Annotated in this window: 17 protein-coding genes and 1 pseudogene; 11 read left to right on the forward strand and 7 right to left on the reverse strand. The window is 35.0% G+C overall.

Annotated elements, in window-relative coordinates:
- The first annotated feature begins 49 nt into the window (after nt 1–49).
- Both RGRSB_RS03790 and RGRSB_RS03795 read left to right on the forward strand, forming a co-directional pair.
- Nucleotides 50–1,699, forward strand: coding sequence for an ABC1 kinase family protein (locus RGRSB_RS03790; RefSeq protein WP_119259906.1), 1,650 nt, complete (start codon nt 50–52; stop codon nt 1,697–1,699).
- Nucleotides 1,700–3,532: 1,833 nt separating this feature from the next.
- Nucleotides 3,533–4,633: a metallophosphoesterase family protein gene (locus RGRSB_RS03795; RefSeq protein ID WP_119259907.1), complete on the forward strand. Its 1,101-nt coding sequence runs from the start codon at nt 3,533–3,535 to the stop codon at nt 4,631–4,633.
- A 75-nt stretch (nt 4,634–4,708) separates the two neighbouring features.
- Here the strand turns inward: RGRSB_RS03795 and RGRSB_RS10485 are convergent, their stop codons facing one another.
- Nucleotides 4,709–5,032 (reverse strand): hypothetical protein, encoded by a 324-nt coding sequence (locus RGRSB_RS10485; protein ID WP_232014574.1) that lies wholly within the window; start codon nt 5,030–5,032, stop codon nt 4,709–4,711.
- Between the two features lie 340 nt (nt 5,033–5,372).
- Between RGRSB_RS10485 and RGRSB_RS03805 the strand changes: the two genes are divergently transcribed.
- The gene (locus tag RGRSB_RS03805; protein WP_119259908.1) at nt 5,373–5,882 is read left to right on the forward strand and encodes a J domain-containing protein; all 510 of its coding nucleotides are present in this window, start codon (nt 5,373–5,375) and stop codon (nt 5,880–5,882) included.
- A gap of 522 nt (nt 5,883–6,404) precedes the next feature.
- Here RGRSB_RS03805 and RGRSB_RS03810 read toward each other — a convergent pair.
- The gene (locus tag RGRSB_RS03810) at nt 6,405–6,788 is read right to left on the reverse strand and encodes an AbrB family transcriptional regulator (RefSeq protein WP_119259909.1); all 384 of its coding nucleotides are present in this window, start codon (nt 6,786–6,788) and stop codon (nt 6,405–6,407) included.
- 314 nt (nt 6,789–7,102) lie between these two features.
- Between RGRSB_RS03810 and RGRSB_RS03815 the strand changes: the two genes are divergently transcribed.
- Nucleotides 7,103–7,546: an Rrf2 family transcriptional regulator gene (locus RGRSB_RS03815; RefSeq protein ID WP_119259910.1), complete on the forward strand. Its 444-nt coding sequence runs from the start codon at nt 7,103–7,105 to the stop codon at nt 7,544–7,546.
- A gap of 259 nt (nt 7,547–7,805) precedes the next feature.
- A complete protein-coding gene (cbiB, locus tag RGRSB_RS03820; protein WP_119259911.1) occupies nt 7,806–8,792 on the forward strand; it encodes an adenosylcobinamide-phosphate synthase CbiB in 987 nt (328 codons plus the stop codon).
- Between the two features lie 79 nt (nt 8,793–8,871).
- Here cbiB and cobD read toward each other — a convergent pair whose 3' ends face one another.
- A complete protein-coding gene (gene cobD, locus RGRSB_RS03825) occupies nt 8,872–9,936 on the reverse strand; it encodes a threonine-phosphate decarboxylase CobD (protein ID WP_119259912.1) in 1,065 nt (354 codons plus the stop codon).
- Between the two features lie 16 nt (nt 9,937–9,952).
- Nucleotides 9,953–10,234, reverse strand: a complete 282-nt coding sequence (locus tag RGRSB_RS03830; protein WP_119259913.1) for an HU family DNA-binding protein — start codon at nt 10,232–10,234, stop codon at nt 9,953–9,955.
- Between the two features lie 67 nt (nt 10,235–10,301).
- On the opposite strand from RGRSB_RS03830, the gene RGRSB_RS03835 reads away from it, so the two are divergent.
- Both RGRSB_RS03835 and cobO read left to right on the forward strand, forming a co-directional pair.
- Nucleotides 10,302–10,517: a hypothetical protein gene (locus tag RGRSB_RS03835; RefSeq protein WP_119259914.1), complete on the forward strand. Its 216-nt coding sequence runs from the start codon at nt 10,302–10,304 to the stop codon at nt 10,515–10,517.
- A 1,331-nt stretch (nt 10,518–11,848) separates the two neighbouring features.
- Entirely contained in the window at nt 11,849–12,466 is a 618-nt protein-coding gene (cobO, locus tag RGRSB_RS03845) for a cob(I)yrinic acid a,c-diamide adenosyltransferase (protein WP_119260947.1), read from the forward strand.
- Here cobO and RGRSB_RS03850 read toward each other — a convergent pair whose 3' ends face one another.
- Nucleotides 12,467–12,952, reverse strand: coding sequence for a hypothetical protein (locus RGRSB_RS03850; protein ID WP_232014575.1), 486 nt, complete (start codon nt 12,950–12,952; stop codon nt 12,467–12,469).
- Between the two features lie 104 nt (nt 12,953–13,056).
- Here RGRSB_RS03850 and RGRSB_RS10715 point away from each other — a divergent pair, with 104 nt between their 5' ends.
- On the forward strand, nt 13,057–13,179 hold the full coding sequence (locus RGRSB_RS10715) for a hypothetical protein (RefSeq protein ID WP_269460799.1): 123 nt from the start codon (nt 13,057–13,059) through the stop codon (nt 13,177–13,179).
- Nucleotides 13,180–13,509: 330 nt separating this feature from the next.
- Here RGRSB_RS10715 and RGRSB_RS03855 read toward each other — a convergent pair whose 3' ends face one another.
- Nucleotides 13,510–14,496, reverse strand: a complete 987-nt coding sequence (locus RGRSB_RS03855) for an RNA polymerase sigma factor, RpoD/SigA family (protein WP_119259917.1) — start codon at nt 14,494–14,496, stop codon at nt 13,510–13,512.
- 506 nt (nt 14,497–15,002) lie between these two features.
- On the opposite strand from RGRSB_RS03855, the pseudogene RGRSB_RS11060 reads away from it, so the two are divergent.
- Nucleotides 15,003–15,122: pseudogene (locus RGRSB_RS11060) on the forward strand (transposase); the annotation flags it as partial.
- Between the two features lie 309 nt (nt 15,123–15,431).
- A complete protein-coding gene (locus RGRSB_RS10030; RefSeq protein ID WP_172582028.1) occupies nt 15,432–15,584 on the forward strand; it encodes a hypothetical protein in 153 nt (50 codons plus the stop codon).
- Here the strand turns inward: RGRSB_RS10030 and RGRSB_RS09875 are convergent.
- Nucleotides 15,541–15,753 (reverse strand): hypothetical protein, encoded by a 213-nt coding sequence (locus tag RGRSB_RS09875; RefSeq protein WP_145961883.1) that lies wholly within the window; start codon nt 15,751–15,753, stop codon nt 15,541–15,543. The genes RGRSB_RS10030 and RGRSB_RS09875 overlap by 44 nt on opposite strands.
- Before the next feature lie 347 nt (nt 15,754–16,100).
- On the opposite strand from RGRSB_RS09875, the gene RGRSB_RS03865 reads away from it, so the two are divergent.
- A complete protein-coding gene (locus RGRSB_RS03865; RefSeq protein ID WP_119259919.1) occupies nt 16,101–16,691 on the forward strand; it encodes a YdcF family protein in 591 nt (196 codons plus the stop codon).
- Nucleotides 16,692–16,739: the final 48 nt, after the last annotated feature.

The raw sequence follows: 16,739 nt of genomic DNA on the forward strand, positions 1-16,739 counted from the left end.
CAATTCTTACTCATTGTGATGTTATCGTAGCTAATCGGGAAAAAATTTAATGTTTTCTTTAACTCAAACCAGTGCACGTCAACGGGAAATTATCGAAGTAGTCCTCAGTAATGGGTGGGACTATATGCGGGGGTTATTGACATTGGGAAAAGTTGATAACCCTCAGATTCCCCCACCTGAGGTTCTACGAAATATTCTAGTAGAATTAGGTCCATTTTATGTAAAATTAGGACAAATTCTTAGTACTCGTCCTGATATTCTTTCTCCCAGCTATATCAAAGTGTTAACTGCTTTACAGGCTAATGTTCCCCCTGTGTGTTGGGCTGAGATTGAGGAGCTGCTTTTACAAGAATTACAACAACCTCTAGAGAATGTATTTGAAACCATTAATCATGAGCCAATTGCAGCCGGTTCTATTGGTCAAATTCATCGGGGCACTTTAATCAAAGGAACCGAAGTAGCGATTAAAATTCAAAGACCAGGAATCGATAAAATTGTTGCCCAAGATATTGCTTTAATTCAGGGAATTGCTGAGCTAGTTTCTTTTACGGAGTTTGGACAAAATTATGACATTGTTAAATTAACAGACGAGTTTGCTCAAGCTATTAAGTCGGAACTAGATTTTACCCAAGAGGGACGCTACACTGAGCGCATTAGCCGGAATTTAGCAACAGGTAGCTGGTTTGATCCTAAAGATTTAGTCGTTCCCCAAGTTTATTGGGAAGTTAGCACAAAAAAGATCCTAGTCTTGGAATGGTTAAATGGTCAACCCATCCTTAATGCAGATCTCAGTATATCTCCTAGTCGGAAATCTGTTGAGAAGCGGAAACAAGAGATAACAACCCTACTATTTAGAGCTTTTTTTCAACAGCTTTATATTGATGGGTTTTTCCATGCTGACCCTCATCCAGGAAATATTTTTTACCTAGATGATGGCAGGGTTGCCATCATTGATTGTGGTATGGTGGGGCGACTTGATCCTCGAACTCAACAAATCTTAACAAAACTCTTATTAGCAATTTTTGACTTGGATGCCCAAAGTTGTACTCAGCTAACGATTGAGTTATCGGAGTCAGGACAACCTGTTAGTTTAGAAAAATTAAAAACAGATTATGAAAGAATCTTACGAAAGTATTATGATTTAAGCATTGCTCAATTGAACTTTAGTGAAGTGGTTTATGAAATTATACAAATTGCTCGACAAAATAAAATAAAAGTTCCTGGAAACTTGGGATTATATGCTAAGTGCCTAGCCAATCTAGAAGGGACAGCCAGACAATTTAATCCTTCAGTCAACTTGTTTGATGAAATAAAACCATTAATGACTGATTTATTTCGTCGTCAATTAGTAGGAGATACCCCATTACAAACTAATTTAAGAACTATTTTAGATTTAAAATCTATTTATTTGAAAACTCCTCGGCAAATCGAGATACTATTAAATCGCTTATCTTCAGAAACTTTACAATGGAATTTGCGCCTAAAAGAATTAGATCCTCTACGCCGTAGTGTTGATGCTTCTGCTAACCGTCTATCTTTTAGTATCGTTTTAGGTTCATTAATTGTAGGAGCAGCCATTATTTCTAATGGGTCTAAAACTCAACAATTATCTACGATTAGTGTAGCTTTATTTGCCGCAGCAAGTTTATTAGGAGTGTGGTTACTTATTAGTATTTTAAGATCAGGACGTTTAAAGTAAATGTTTTTTTATTTAGAAAACTTTTTATTAAATAGATAATAAGCTGTAGTACAAGTTAAGTAGTAATTAGTTACCATCTTTAATGTAAAAATATTTAATCATGTATACACGATTAAACACCGTGAAAAGAATTTTTCATAGGTAGGTACGGTTTACTATGATAAATTCAACTTTCTAAGCCAATGCTTGTAAAAATTTTAATAAATCTAATAATTTATTACCTAACTATTAAAATTTTTCTACCAATTTAAAAATTATATAGACAGTTAAGCAACTACAGAACTGTATATCAATTCCATTTTTATTTTTAGCCATGAGTTCATCTAAGTTTGAGTGCACTTTTAAAGATTTTTATAAAATTAGAATTGCAAAATGATGACAACAAATTTCTGTATCTTGATGCGCATTTACCAGTAATATTTAACAATACGTGGCGTATATACTGTTTTTCCTTGATTTATTTCAGCTTCTGAAAGTTAGAGACTAGTCTATATTTTTCTGTCTATATTTTTCTCTTTTTTTTATATCATAAAAATTTATAACTCTAGCCTCTGAGTAAATAGCCTTAAAAAAACAAAATCTAAATCATATTAATCTTTAAAACCCTTTCGGTAGTTGCATAAGTTTTTATTTAATTAAATCCTCTTTCTGTTATACTTCGTTCTGAAATACAAATTAGTAGAAAAAATAAGTATAATTTTTTTGTTTCCATTATTTCTGTTTTGCTTTAACTAAACTACTTGTATGCACTAAATTATTATCAATAATAATTACCGTATCTATTCCTTCATGTTTATAGTATTTTCCTCTCTATTTAAAATTTTTATAAAATTTTTTATAATTAAGTTAATTTTTTATTTAAAGTGATAAAAGTTTTTATTAAGTTCGTATACTTCTATTATATTTAGTTATTTTTTTACTTATTGGGTAATTAGATATTTTTTCTGCTTAAATAATTTTTAAATAATTTATTTAAAAATTGTATTTTGTTAAAAACAATAAATTGACCTAATATAAAATTTATTTATCTTTCTTTCCTCCTGTATTAAAGATGATATTTTTGCTTTTATTCTTTTTTTAAAAATTAGATATAAGTTAACTTTTAATTATTTTGGCTAGTTTTTTAGGCATGCCGGTGTCTAAAAATAGCTTTTTAGAAACTTTAAAAAACTATTTTAATTCATCTCTTTACTTATTTTTTCTTTCTTAATTGAATATTTCCTGTTTTCTAAAACAAATAACTACATATTGCTGTTGATTCTTAAAAAGAAAGACTAATTTTTAGAATTAAGTAACTATTTACCATTTATCACAATGTATTTGTACAAAATAAATCTGTATTTCTTCTGATAAAAAAACTTACTCTTTATAGTTAACACAATCTCTTTTTAAAGAAACAATCTTCGATTTATTAGTTTTTTTTATGCTTAAATTTTTTATTTTCCTTTTAAAGAGTTTTTAGATTGTAACAATCTCTTACTTTGCTGATTTTATAGGAGATTGATAATACAATAATTACTTTCTGATAATTCTTGAATAAGTTTTTTTAATAAACTTCGTGAAAATTAATGTAGTTAAAAGTTTGTTTTTTTCAAAATTTTCTCTCTCAGATTTAATAAATTAAGATTTTTTTGTCTTCTGTTCTTAACATTTAATACTTCTGCTTATAATGATTGATATAACAAATTACTGTTACTCACTAGCGAGAATACTTCCATTGCTTTTAGTATTTACTTTATGAATATCCTCTTATTGATTTTTTTTGAAAAAAAGAGAAAATATGATATTAAGTTAGTAATCAATAGTTATTGGCGTTTTATTTAGACTGGAATTATGAATTTAAATCGCCGTCAATTCTTGATTGCCAGTGGAAGTTTATGTGGGTTAAGAATTGCTACTTCAACGCATCCAGGATTGAGAAGTGAGAATACAAACTTTCAACTTCCATCTACCCCCATTCAAAAATCCAAAAATTCCCCTATTTCTTACCCTTTGGCCGTTGCCCCCCCAGGATTATTTGCTCCTGTACGAGGAAACACCAGAATTGTTGTTATTAGCGATCTTAATAGTCAATATGGGTCTACCATTTATGAATCAGAAGTTAAACAAGCAATCACTCTTATTCCAGGGTGGAAACCTAACTTAGTATTGTGCGGGGGGGATATGATTGCTGGACAAAAAAGATCCCTTACCACAAACCAAATTCAAGCCATGTGGTCAGCTTTTGATACTAATATCAGTGGCCCTTTACGTCATTTTAAGATTCCCTTTGGGTTTACCATGGGTAACCATGATGGATCAGGAGCAATTTATCAAGGAAGATATACTTTTGCATTTGAAAGAGAATTAGCTTCAAATTATTGGAATAAACCGACCCATAATCCAGGATTAAACTTTATTGATCGGGTTAATTTTCCTTTTTATTACAGTTTTATTCAAAATGATATTTTCTATCTAGTTTTGGATGCTTCCACCCATATTATCTCCTCTGAACAGTTAACCTGGATAAAAAAAAGTTTAGCAAGTTCCACAGCGCAAAAAGCAAGATTAAGACTGGTTATTGGTCATCTCCCTCTTTATCCTATAGCCGTAGGACGGAATAATGTAGGAAATTTTTTAAGTGAGGGGGAAACATTACAGTTAGTGTTAGAACGCTATAAAGTTCATACTTATATTAGTGGACATCATCACGCCTATTATCCAGGAAAAAAAGACCGATTAGAATTACTTCATATCGGTGTGTTGGGAGCAGGTCCCAGGAAGTTACTAAACAGTAATATTATTCCCAGCAAAACTTTAACAGTAGTTGATATTGATCTAAATTCTCAGACTACCGATTATACGACTTATGATATGAAGACTCTGGAAGTTATCGATATTAAAACGTTGCCTAAATTTATTGGGAAAGTGCGGCGAAAAGATCTTAATGGTTGACTCAAATTCTTGACAGGAGATAAACAATTGACGAAGAGGTCAATTTGATTGACTTTTCCTAAGTAAAATCCATCGTTATACTAATTTTACATTGAACTCATCATTATTAAAAGTCCATCGTTTCAATTCTTCTGACTCAAAACGAGGCAATAAATCAAAAGTCTCTCGTAACACATCATCAACGGCTTTATATGCAATCTGTACTCCACCGTCAAAGATAACCTCCCCTTGTTGGTTAACAATCACAGTTTTAAGGATTCTACCATAATAAGAGAACCCTGGTTCTTGAGAAGAAAAATCCTCTTTAGGAAGAATGGGATCGACATTGATTAGATGAGATATTAACAACCCTGTTATAAAATTGCTGCATTCGAGAAACAATAATGGCAAATTGCTCACAATCTTGATTGTCATCAAGACAAAAAATTAAAACTGTGGGCATTTACCGTTTCAAACTATCAGTTAAGCTTAATCTTGTTGGATCCAGAGAACTGTTCCCTGCATAGACAACAAAAATATTGCCGCCAAAAAATCATAATCGATATTTACCCAAGCTGTAGAGATTTCCCTGGTTCCTAAAATTACTTACTTCCATAGTTATGACAAGGATGAAACAGATTTTAATCTGATTGTTCCACCAGCAATTTCCTATTAGTCGTGATAAACGCCATGGTTATTAAAAACCTTCATTTTTATGTTTAGTTAAAATAAAGTCACAAAAAATATTCTAAGAAATCTTGTGACTCAGCAGCCAACTACAGCACAATCAACCTATCGAAAAATTTCCATACAGACAAAGTTTGCCAATAGCTACTATGCTATTTTAGGACTTTATCCGTCTGCTTCTGCCGTCGAAATTCGGAGGGCTTATCGGGAGTTGAGTAAACGTTACCATCCGGATACCACGGACTTACCCCCAGAAGTAGCTACAAAGCAATTCCAAAAGCTTAACGAAGCCTATGGAACTCTAAGTAATCCTGAAAAACGATCACTCTACGATCTGCAAATTGGTTATTCTCGTCAGAATGTGATTCAAACTCTCGATGAGAGTCCCAAACAAAAGGTTTTAGGAACTTCTCCATGGCGAAATTCAGCTTATTTTGATTCAAGTAATCGTCCTTTGTCAGCCGGAGAAATTTTCGTTCTGTTTATTTTAGGATTAACTTTTGTAGTATGTATAATCTTGGCGATCGCTATTAGTCTCTTTAGAGGAAATCAAATTTTTTCTTTTACTGCAGTCTTTCCTTAACAACCTACTTCTTAAATAAGGAATAATAAAGTGGCTTGACTACTGACAGACTGAATTAGTGGACTTATCGAATTTCTAGATGAGTGACTTCATTATGACATTACCTCCTCTTGAGACTCTTCTTTATAACCATCTTCTTCCTAAGATTAACAAATAGCTTGTCGAAATCTAGGCTAATCTTGAATAATTAACAGTTTGCTCTCCTAATCCTAAAGCAGAAACCGTAGATGAAGAGATTACACGAACTTTTAAATACTCTCTAAGTCGCTAAGGGCTTGAATCAGCTGTTTGTTCAAATTCTCTAGATATCTTCAATAGTGATCTTTTTTTTCAAAACGAGACGAAGTGACTCATTTACTAATAAAATAAGAGTAAGGGGCCTGCTGTCCTTCCAAGAACTGCAAGCCACGGTTTGATGTTGTTACCTTGATTGAAGTAGTAAGCGTTGTTTAGTTTAGCCTCTAAACGACGCTATTTTTTATTTGGCTAAGTCTAGAAAAACTGAATGGATTAACATTAATTTTATTCCTCATAATCATCAAGTTCACCAAGTTGTCTGAGATGGATATGCTTCCGCCCTAAGGTAATTTCGAATTCGTCCCCTGGTTGTAGACCCATTTTTTTTGTGTAAGCTGAACCAATCAAAAGATTACCATTGGATTGCACACTAATTCTATAACTAGCTGAACGTCCGCCTCTTCCCTGCCCTTCCGAAGAGCTATCTAATTCAATTCCTTCCGCGTCAATTAAGGCGTTAAGAAATTTCATCATGTTGACTCGTTCTATACCATTTTTAGTTTGGGTATAGTAGCCACAAGCTCTAGCTTTTTCTTCTTTACCGAGGTTACCTAGCGCTTTAACTTTTTCGACTAATGCTGTACCGGTCAGGGGTGTATCTTGACTCATTAACTTAAACAGTAACTAAATGAATAATATGGTTGACAGATTAGAGATCTAAGATGACACCGAGCAACTCAAAAAGTGCCACGATTGCTAACTATCTCCCCCTCTATTTTACACACAACAAGTAAACTTTATCTACCATCTGACCAGATCAATAATAATCTATTGCTCTCGATCTTTAAATAAGAATCATCTACAGAATTTACAAATATTTGAGTCTCAGGGTTTTTGTTGAGAATAACGTGTTATAAAATCAACAACACACCCTTTAACAGTGCCTTATAGTCTACTCAAAACTAAGGTAACAAACTAACCAAATGAAGTTAACAACTCGCGGTCATTATAGCGTTAAAGCTTTGCTGGATCTTAGCTTACAGCCTAACTATGGTCCAACTTCAGTAAAAGCGATAGCAAGACGACAAGATTTACCAGCTCCTTACTTAGAAAAATTACTAATTGAAATGCGTCATTCTGGGCTAGTTAAGTCAGTACGTGGTTCTCAAGGAGGCTATCAATTGGCCTGTCAACCTAATCAAATTTCCCTAGGACAAATTCTGGATGCAGTTGAAGAAAAAAACCAACCTTTGTCAGGTTATCAGCCCGATCTTACTCAGGGATCAGATTGGGTTGCATTTAGTTTATGGAAGCGGCTTCATGAGAAACTTAAAGAGGCACTTTACAAGATTACTCTTGCTGATCTTTATTATGATGCTCGCAGTTGGCAAGCTTCTCAAGGAGAAGCAACAAGTTTTGTGGTATAAGAGACTAATACTTAATATCTAAAAACCAATTAAGTCACTATAAAACTTGATGTTATTTTTGTCTGCTAAGCTTATGTGTCACTATTAAGTAGTATTTTTCTTGATTAAAATCAAATAATTTTAATCAAGAAAAAATATTGATAAATCAAGTTTTTTTATAAACGATTTAGTGAAAATAATTTAGATAAAAAATTTAATAAAACTATAAACTTTAATAACCTCACTAAAAAAATAATTTTAACTAAAAAATAATCAGATTATGAAGACAAATCTAGAAGCAATTATTTTAGGGATAGCTGCCATAATTGATTATGGAATAGGCGATCCTGAGGAGTGGTGGCATCCCGTACAAGGGATAGGATGTGCTATCTCAAGGTTAAGTAGAGTTGCAATCATCACTTGTCAAAGAAAATGGCAACGTCGCTGGTGCGGAATTATCCTAGGGTTAGGGATAATTCTTAGTAGTGGAACTACTAGTTGGATAATCGTTCACCTGGCTAAAAATATTCATTTTTTACTAGGAATTGTAGTCCAAAGCATTCTCCTAGCAAGTTGTTTTGCAACCAGAAGTTTATGGTTTGCAGCTGAAGCAGTTCTTTCTTCTTTAGTCAAAGGAAATATCGTAGTTACGCGTACTCAACTTAGTCAATATGTAGGAAGGGATACAGATAATCTCTCAGAAGAAGAAATCCTACGCGCTGTCCTAGAAACGGTCTCAGAAAATGCTGTCGATGGGGTAACAAGCCCGTTATTTTATGCAATCGTTGGGGCATTTTTTCCAGGAATTGGATTGGTCCCTTTTGCCTTAAGTTATAAAGCAGTTAGTACCCTTGATTCAATGATTGGTTATCAAAAAGATCCCTTTAAAGATCTAGGCTGGTTTAGTGCAAAGTTGGAGGATTATTTAACTTGGTTTCCCTGTCGTTTGACCGTATTAACCCTAGCCTTAATATCAGGAAAACCCCTAGCTGTATTATCAATTTGTCGTCGGGATGCTCCCAACGATCCCAGTCCCAATTCTGGTTGGAGTGAGTGTATTTACGCAGCTATTTTAGGAGTTCAATTAGGGGGGACCAATACTTACCAAAGCAAATTAGAACACAAGCCATTATTAGGAGATTCCCTAAATCCGATCACCCCAACAATTATCTATCAAGCTTTACAATTAACTCAGATTTGTTTTCTTTTGTGGTTGGGATTAGGGATAGTGAGCTTATTTTGTTTAACAAATTTAACACTTTCTTGACCTTACTACGAACCCCTATTCCTAAATCGTTAGTTCTCTGTTTCCTGAAGTTTACTCGGCTATTCCCGCTGTGTTGTATTCAACTTGATTGCACTTCAGCCAAAGCTTTTATTAATTGTTGGTTTTCAGCATCGGTTCTCACTGCTACCCGAAAATAGCTGTCACCTAATCCAGAGAAATTTAGACAATCACGGATCAAAATCCGATATTTTTTTAACAATTTCTGTTGTACCTGGGAACTAGGAACTTGAGTTTTCACTAACAAAAAATTAGCAGCACTGGGGAAGGCTTGCAATCCCTTGAGGTTTAATAATCCTCTCAATAAACCTTTTTTGCTAGCAACTAACCAAGACCAAGTTTGCTGTTGAAACTCATGATCATTGATTACTGCCTCTCCCACGGCTGCCGCTAAGTTATTAACAGACCAAGGATCTCGCCATAATTGCCATCGTTGAAGACGATGAGGATGGGCGATTGCGTATCCTAATCGAAGTCCAGGAATACTATAAAATTTGGTGAGTGATCGTACAATCACCAAATTTGGATAATCGCCCACCATCGGAATTAGGCTTTGTTGCTCATGAGGCGGTAAAAAGTCCATAAAGGCCTCATCAACCACCACTAAAGCAAATTTTTCAAGTAAGGGTAATAAAATATCCTTATGAAACAACTTCCCTGTGGGATTATGGGGATTGTTAATGATCACTCCGCTTGATTGGGGGTCAACAGGGTCTAAGTTCAGAGAACAAGTTTTGCTTTCCCAAGAGAAGGAACAAGACTTTACCTTAGCACCAAATCCTTGTAGAGCGCGCCAATAGTCCCAAAAACAGGGAACTATTAAGTAAGTGAGTTTTAGATTAGCTAACTCCCGACCTGCCCAGGTTAATAATTCGGCTGCCCCATTACCGGGAAAAATCCAATCAGGTGAAATGTTATGCAATTGTCCTAAGGCTGATCGCAATCGAAGATAATGGGGATCAGGATAATGGGCAACAGCGGTTACTCCCTGCTGAAGAGCGGTGATCGCACTGTTGGGAGGTCCTAAAGGATTAATACTAGCAGAAAAATCTATAATAGAGGTGACTGGGCAGCCTGCTTCATTCGCTGCCCAGGTTAAGTTTCCTCCATGAATAGGCCGTTTCATCCTAACGGAATAACACTTATAACTTGGGTGCAACTTTTTCCTTAAATAGTTTCCCAGCAGAAAATGCCGGAACCCTTGTCGCAGGAATTAACATTTTTTCGTTCGTTTTTGGGTTACGCCCTTCACGAGCTTTGCGATCACGCACCTCAAAGGAGCCAAAACCAACAAGAGTGACTTTATCGTCCCCGGAAACTGCTTCCATGATGGTATCAATGGTAGCCGAGATAACTGCCTCGGCCTGTTTTTTGGTGACATCGGCTCTATCTGCTACTGCGTCAATTAATTCGCCTTTATTCATTACGAGAATCTCCCTTTGTTCTTAATTTGATGGTTTTTAGGATAAATTTCTCCAGTGACATCTTGCCATGGGAAATTTTTCTAAGGAGCCAATTAGAGAAATGCTAGTTTGGGGAAATCCCCCAAATCCTCATAGGCTAGATGTTTCACTGCATTATTCTAAGCTTTATTTGTCTTCTTTGGGATCGCTTAAACCTTTAATTTCTGTAGATTTTGTTGGCTTTTCTGAAAATTTGTTCCCTAAACTTGCCCCTTGTGTATTGAAGTATCCGAGAGAAAACTAGCAGTAACGGAGTGAGAGTTTAAGTAATTAGATAGTAAACTAATATAAAAAATTTGAAAAATTAAAACTCAATAGATTTTACGCAAGTAGCTTTCAATAAATGTCAAAAAAGTAAATTATTTTATATCTTTATATTTAAGTAATTAAAGTTAAATCCATATTGCTTTAGTTTATATTAAATATAATATCTATTTTGAACAAGACCTTATTTGACGAAATAACTAAATCAGGTTTATCTTAAAACATACTTTCAGCAATTTTGTAAGTCTTATTTAATGCCCTTCCCTTCTATTCGATTTAGTTATAAACTATAAGTTAGTAGAAAACTATAGATATAATTTTTTTTCTTATTAGTTTAGTTAAAGTTAAACTAAACTAATCGTGCTTACCTAGTAACTATCAAGAGCAATTGCCGTATCTGTTCCTTTACCTTTGCAGTATTTTTTATATTTGTTTGCTTTTTTGATTTCTTCTTTGGAAAATAGAGTAATTTTTGAATAAAATTTTTAAGATATTAATACTAATTATATATTATAGGCTTGATACAATTAGAAGTGTTTATTTGTTACGAGAACTATTTAAAATATTTTATCTTCTATTCTTTACCAAGTTTTTTTATTCTACTTTTCAGAAAATTCTATAATTTTTATATTCCTTGAATAACCTATTTAGGAACTATTTTCCTAATTATATTCTCTGATAGATTGATACAATTTAGGATTTTTGTAGATTTTGACATAATACTTTTACTGTTATTTTTATTTTGGATAAAATTTTTAGCTCGTGAGTTAAATTCGATGATTTTAGTTATTCTAATTATTTTAGCTAAATCTTTAGGCAGTCTGCCATGTAGTAATTGATGAGCACTTTTTTTACTTTTTTTTAAAAGTATATTTATTTGTAACTGTTTATATTTTAATTTTGGCAATATAATTCCCGTAAAACTGTTTGAGAAGTTTTAAAAAATTGACAGAAGTTCATGAAAAATTGGGCTTTTGAATAATAACTAAGAGCTCGAACTGTGTAGTATTCACATAAAAACAAGTTATCATGAACGGTTATCATAGACGACAATAGAGAAGAGTCATGTCTGTAAAGAACAAACAGAGAGATGGAGGACTGACTGTTCTGAGATACGAAGGCTCAGAACAGACATCCTCTTAGAAAATATAATGGTGAAGAGTCGGTCGGTCCTAGAGAGTAACAGCAAAGTCGAACGACGAAAACCGTTATTTAGTCAAGAAGATTAGACAGGAATAATCTCCGGCGGTTGTAGTGTAAGTACAAGTGGTCAGAGTGTCAAAAGCTCAGATTTTAATTACAATGATTTCCATGGCTGATCAAACCTATCTTTCTCCAGAACAATATCAGAAAAAAATGCAGCGACGTAAGGAGGCACAAGCACAACGTCTGGCCAAGATGTCTGATGAAAAAGGACTTGTTATTGTTAATACTGGTAATGGAAAAGGCAAAACCACAGCCGCTTTAGGAATGGTTATAAGATCCCTTGGCCACGGGTTCCGAGTGGCTGTCGTCCAATTTATTAAAGGAGCTTGGGAACCTGCAGAAAAAGAGGTATTAAGTCAGTGGGGGGAACGACTGGAATTTTATGCTATGGGGGAAGGATTTACATGGGAAACCCAGGATCAAGAACGAGATATCGAAAATGTCCAAGTTGCCTGGGAAAAAGGGTTGTCTTTTATTTGTAACAAAAAGTATCGATTAGTGTTACTCGATGAAATTAATGTTGCCTTAAAATTGGGCTATCTCAATGTAGATACGGTTTTAGAAGGACTGTCCCAAAAACCGAACACCACTCATGTCATATTGACAGGACGAGGTGCACCACCCCCATTAATAGAAAGAGCGGACTTAGTGACGGAAATGACCTTGATTAAGCATCCTTTCAAAGAACAAGGGATTAAAGCTCAACCGGGAATTGAATTTTAGTCAATTTGAAGATAAACAAGCATCTAGAATACGTTGGTCGTTGTCACTGAGATTACTAAGACGATGATATCCCTCTAACGTGATTTCTGAAGCTCGTCTGCTGTTGGTGGCTACTGGAGAGACAACTTGTAAGCCGATGGCATAATTGTATTTTATGCCATCGTGAGGATCGACAATAGAAAGATTTATTTGACGACTATCAAAACTACCTGAAAAACAGTTAAATTCTGATCTCGGCATATAGAATGCTCCAATAACTTCCCCTTTTTGAACTTTAAAGACTAAATATTCTTGTCCCATAGTTTCTGGTTCTGGTGATCGCCCATACAGATAAACCCCGTTAGCTAAGCCACTAGTTCGCGTTAAGGAAACTTCTTCGGACGGACTCTCTTGACTATGAGATGAATTTTCTTCAGCTGCATATACAAAATGATCACTAATTGTCCCTGAGCTAATGAGCAGACTCAGAAGTACTATAGATAACAATCGGAGATGTGTGAGTGAAAATAAGAGTGTTGGAACAAAAGACATTTGATTTCCCTGAACATATGAACTGATATCAATTACAAGAAATGTACTCATTTAAGCTAATGTCAAAACCGGGAGGAAGTCCTCATTGGGGACGATCCTTTGTGCCATTAGATAATGCTGTTGAACTCGTTGTCTCCAAATATGCTCAACTGAACTATTTTTCCAAAAAAAAACAGAATTGATAGAAACACAACATCTGCTCGGTTCAACTTGTTTTTAAAGCAATTATTTAACTGTCCCACAAAACACTGCTGGGAGCTGACGTTAACTAGCTCAAAAAAGTTTCCCCACTACCATTTTCATTGTGCAGTAGTTTTCTAAAATAGGAGAACTTTTTTCTTAAGTTTTAATAAATGAATAAATGATCAACAAATGGACAAGATTTTGATTAACAACACAATTAATTGTTATCAAATAATTTTCTTTACGTAAAAAATGCGATCGTTGAGAAGACGATCGCTTTAATCTATTTAAGCTGATGTTTGTAGAATACCCAATGACTAGGAATTGATTTAACTAGCTGCCAAGTATTCCTTAACATTTGCTTTACTCCTACGTAAGTGGACTAAGGCTTGATGTTCTAACTGACGAACTCTTTCACGACTAATATTGAGCTTTTTACCAATTTTAGCTAGGGATAGTTCTTTCCCATCCTCTAACCCAAAGCGCAAAGTAAGGATCATATGTTGCTGTGGAGTTAATTCCTTCATTAAGTTTCTCAAGTCTTGGCGTAGTAACTCTTGGGTAATGTAGTTGTCAGGAGAAACACCTTGATCTTCTAGAAGTTCTAAAAGTTCTGTGTCTTGATTATCCCCGACTCTGACATCTAGAGAAATAGGTTGACGCGCTATACTTAAACACTCCCGAATTTGGGAAGCTTCTAGATTTAAAACTTCACCAATTTCGGTAGGGGTAGCATTGCGACCTAATTTTTGAGATAGTTCTCGTTGGATTTTCTTGATTTTGTTAAGTTTTTCGGTAATGTGAATAGGCAGACGAATAGTGCGAGCCTGTTGGGCGATTGCTCGAGTAATTGCTTGACGAATCCACCAGTAAGCGTAGGTAGAGAACTTATAGCCTTTGGTTGGATCGAATTTCTCAACTCCTCGCTCCAATCCTAAACTTCCTTCTTGGATAAGGTCGAGAAACTCCATGTTGCGCTTTTGATACTTCTTGGCAATGGCAACCACTAGACGCAAGTTAGCTTCAATCATTTTACGCTTTACCCGATTCCCCTGGTCAATAGTTTTCTTTAGGTCTACTTGGCTAAGGTTGACAGCTTTAGCCCATTCTTTAAGACTTGGTTCTTGTCCTAAGTTTTGAGTAAGTCGCTCTTTTATTTCCAACAGAGACATCATTCTTTGTACTTGTTTCCCATATATAATCTCCTGCTCATGGGTTAACAGAGGTACCCGCCCAATCTCATGCAGATAAGTCCGCACCATATCTGCTGAGTACATAGGCTGTTTCGTTTTTGAGTTGACATTAGCAGTGGGCATTGGTACGTTATGGCTCCTTGAAACCTGCTTCAAAGTCTTTCACTATACTTTAGTGTTTTCCCAGAAATTGAGTAGATGCACACAAATGCACTAGAAAAAACAATCAAAGCGTAGTCGATACGACTTTGATCTTACTCCATATTAGCTCATCTATTTAGATGATGGCAATTATCGAAAGGTTTATCCTTGATTTAGGGAGATAGAGTGATTTAAACCACTTCTAGTAAAGATTGTAGCTATTCCTTGAAAAGTAAACTTTAGGACTCTATTCACTATAGTTACGTGAAAATAAATATGACGAGAGATTGAAGTTTAGGGAATTTCATAACATAACAACAGCTACATCCTTGTAAAAGCTATTGTACAAAATCATTAATTAAAATGATTAACGACAAATAAACCTTAGATATTAATTTATATAACTTATGATAAATATATCAATCTTAATATGCTTAATAATTATTGCTCAAAAATTCTTTGAAAAGCTTTATTAACAATGATTTTAAATAATTACTTGTTATCAACAGAAGATGAAACAAAAGTTAGTGAAACCAATTGATAGAATTTTACTTCGTAAGCGTTCTTGGATTGAAACGATTAACGGCAAACACTTAAACATCTCTCAAAATTCAATTTGAGAGATGTTTAAGTGTTTGAGACTGTTCTGTTCAGTTTTTGTGCTCGACTGATTACTTATTACCTATTTACCTTAAAAATTTTCTCTCAATTGAGGTTTAAAAGTGAAGTTAGCCTTGCCCCTTGGTATATTTGAACGAAAATTGTAGTCTTAACTATTGGCGGTTACCATTTCGGAGTTGGATAATCGTCAGCCTTGTTGTGTTTTGACTTAGATATTGAGAATAACAAAAGTGTTTTTAAATCTCGCCTAACTTATGTACTCAATCAAATGATATGATTCAAAAAGGGTTTATCCCGTGGGGCTGTGGCTCAGTAGGATAGAGCAAGCGCCTCCTGAAGTATCGGGCATCATGGACGGAAACGCCATAGATGGATGTGGTCAAATTCAAGGAAGCCTAAGTCTTCTTAAGGATAAGGTAATCTTGAGCCAAGCTCTACGTCCCTGGTAGAGAAGGTGCAGAGACTGGTTGTAGCTCGCCAAAGGGAAACAAAGGCAGTAGGGCTAATAATGTCTACAACATAACGGCCACCACCTAAGGACATCAGGTCTAGGGTGAAGGAATAGTCCAGAGAGTGGGGAAACTCACACCAATCTGAAGCGCTAGGTCGCCGGTTCAAATCCGGCCAGTCCCGTTAATCTGTCAGCAAGTCTCTATGAAACGGTAACTAGAGAAAGCATAATATAATGTTAGCTTTGAGCCTCATCCATAACTGAGTACTTAAATCTATAAACTTCTTGGTTTAAGTCAGATAGAGGTCACAAACATCGATGGTTTATGGCTTATGATTGACTTTGCTGTGAGTTGTTGTGAAAGTCTAATGACTTTAAATAGCGTTTCTCACGAAGGAAAAGATTGAAGTAGACCCTAATTTATTTTCTGTTGTATAAAATTAAAAAAACTTTGTATTTCATTAGAATGCTTTACGACTATCCCAATTAGTTCGATAGTTCCATTATTGTGTTCATGTTATTAAAAACTAATCCCAAAAAACACCGTGTAAAAGTCCTTTCATCTCGTCGGAGGTGTAGATTGTTACCTCTAATTTCTCTGGTAGGTATTAGTCTGTGGGCCGGTTGTAAAGAATTACAGAGTTATATGGTACAACCTGAAGCAATTTTTGTTTTGGGAGGACATGAAGAACGCGAATACTTTGCCGCTCAATTGGCTACTCGACACCGCGATCTCCCCATTTGGGTGTCTTCTGGGAGTCCTCAAAGCCATGCTAAAAGGATTTTTAGAGAAGCCGGTATTTCGAGTGCTCGACTTTATCTCGACTATCAGGCACGGGACACTGTAACTAACTTTACAACCCTAGTGGATACCTTCAAAAAACAAGGTATTGATAGTGTTTATCTAGTTACTTCCGCTAATCACATGAACCGTGCTCGCGTTATTGGGGAGATTGTTTTTGGCACTCAGGGAATTATACTTAAACCTATGGCCGTTGAGTGTGATCGTCCTCCTGAACCATTCAAAAAAATCCTCAGAGATGTAGCTAGGTCACTGCTGTGGGTGGGAACAGGAAAAACAGGAGAAACTTTGATTGTTCCTTAAATTAAACTCTCAGTGAGATTTTTAAGGTAAGTTGCCAAATGTTTTGTG

Source organism: cyanobacterium endosymbiont of Rhopalodia gibberula (assembly GCF_003574135.1).
Classification (GTDB): Bacteria; Cyanobacteriota; Cyanobacteriia; order Cyanobacteriales; family Microcystaceae; genus Rippkaea.